The following is a 1,555-nucleotide window of genomic DNA, read 5'->3' on the forward strand; positions in this document are numbered from 1 at the left end:
GCGTGCCCAAAATTCGGTTTCCTGTTACGAAAACAGATCAGAACCGCTCGCAACCAGCTGACGGCGCTCCGTCAGACCGCCCCACATCAGCGTGTGAGAAATGCGGGCTAACGCACCGTTCGCGTGACTCAACTGTTGCCCCTTATATAAGAAACGCACGAACGCATCGGATTTTCTGTTTTTCACGAGTTTTCCGCCGCACGCACTTACAGCGCACGCTGACAGTGGCGAACTCCCTCGATAATGAGCGTATGAGCGCGGGAAACCGAGATACCAAAATGATCGGCGATTTCCTGTAGAGTACATCCACCTAAACGATGCATTTCCATCGCGATCCGCGTCCGTTCAGGGAGTGTCGCCAGCGCACCCTCGACGCGCTTCAATTCCTGACGCGCTATAGCCTCGCGCTCGGGCGTTGCCTCATTCGATGCGAGATCACTCGTAATGCCGTCCGGAAATTCTGCCGCATAGAACTCTTCCAGTGTAGCGCGACGTCGCCGATCGAGAGCAAGATTACGGACGACCCGATAGAGAAACCGCACAGGATCATGCACAAGGCACTCACGGGCAGCCGTATTGAAGCGTAGGAATGCCTCCTGCACCAGATCCTCGGCACGAGCGGCATCCTTGACGATTCCATTCGCATAATCGGTCAGTTTCTGCCGATGGGCTACGAAGATGTCCAAATACCCAGTATCACGCCCCACCATCGGTCTATTTCCCGGCTACCAGGTCGTATCGAACAACCTGCTGCCTACGCCTCTACCCAGTCGATTACGTCACCACAAATGCGAGACGTTCTTAATATTCTGGTAGCCGTCATGAAAGGAAAGAGCAAGAGTCAATAGACGATTGACGTTGCCCCCAACGTGTCCTCAGTTCTGAGTTAGGGTCTGTGGGGTTGTGAAGTGCTCCCCGACTTTGAGCCAGCGTGAACTGGAAACTTCCGAGTTCAAGGCTCCACCGGCAGATCCGCCGGAAAGCCGTTCAGCAGCGATATCGGGAGTTTGTTACCGATGGCGCTGTGTGGACGGACCTCGTTGTAGTCCTGACGGCAAGCCTCCATTTTTGCCCGGACGTCGTCAAGGCACATGAACCAGTGCGTGTTCAGACACTCGGCCCGGAATTTGCCGTTGAAGGACTCGATGAAGCTGTTGTCGGTCGGCTTGCCCGGGCGGGGAAAATCGTGCAGCACCGCCTTGTCGAGCGACAGGTCCGCCACAATCCGTTTCAGCTTCGCGTTCTCATCTTCAAGTTGCCGCAGCCGCTTCATCTCGGACGTCATCAGGCCCGCATATTCCCCACACATCACGCGGACGTGAAATCAGTCGTAACTACGCTGCGCTTTCAGTCCCATTTGCATCCTATACGCATCCTGCGCGTATGTCCCAAACGCAAAAGGCCGCCCGTAAGGCGACCTAAGCGTTTGATAATAAATGGAATTTTGGTTGCGGGGATAGGATTTGAACCTATGACCTTCAGGTTATGAGCCTGACGAGCTACCGGGCTGCTCCACCCCGCGGGGGTGAGGGAGGACTGGAAGACCTGGCGGCGA

1 protein-coding gene, 1 tRNA gene and 1 pseudogene are annotated in these 1,555 nt (G+C 55.6%); all 3 read right to left on the reverse strand.

The genetic code is table 11. The features are described 5' to 3' along the window. Window positions 1–206 precede the first annotated feature (206 nt). Window positions 207–710 carry a sigma-70 family RNA polymerase sigma factor gene (locus HLH25_RS19845; protein WP_182975723.1) on the reverse strand — a complete coding sequence of 168 codons (504 nt, stop codon included), beginning with the start codon at window positions 708–710 and terminating at the stop codon, window positions 207–209. 242 nt (window positions 711–952) lie between these two features. Next, a pseudogene (locus HLH25_RS19850) lies at window positions 953–1,186 on the reverse strand (integrase core domain-containing protein); the annotation flags it as partial. A 259-nt stretch (window positions 1,187–1,445) separates the two neighbouring features. Further along, window positions 1,446–1,522 (reverse strand) — tRNA-Met (locus tag HLH25_RS19855). Between the last annotated feature and the right edge of the window lie 33 nt (window positions 1,523–1,555).

It is taken from the genome of Gluconacetobacter dulcium (assembly GCF_014174165.1).
In the GTDB taxonomy this organism is placed as follows: domain Bacteria; phylum Pseudomonadota; class Alphaproteobacteria; order Acetobacterales; family Acetobacteraceae; genus Gluconacetobacter; species Gluconacetobacter dulcium.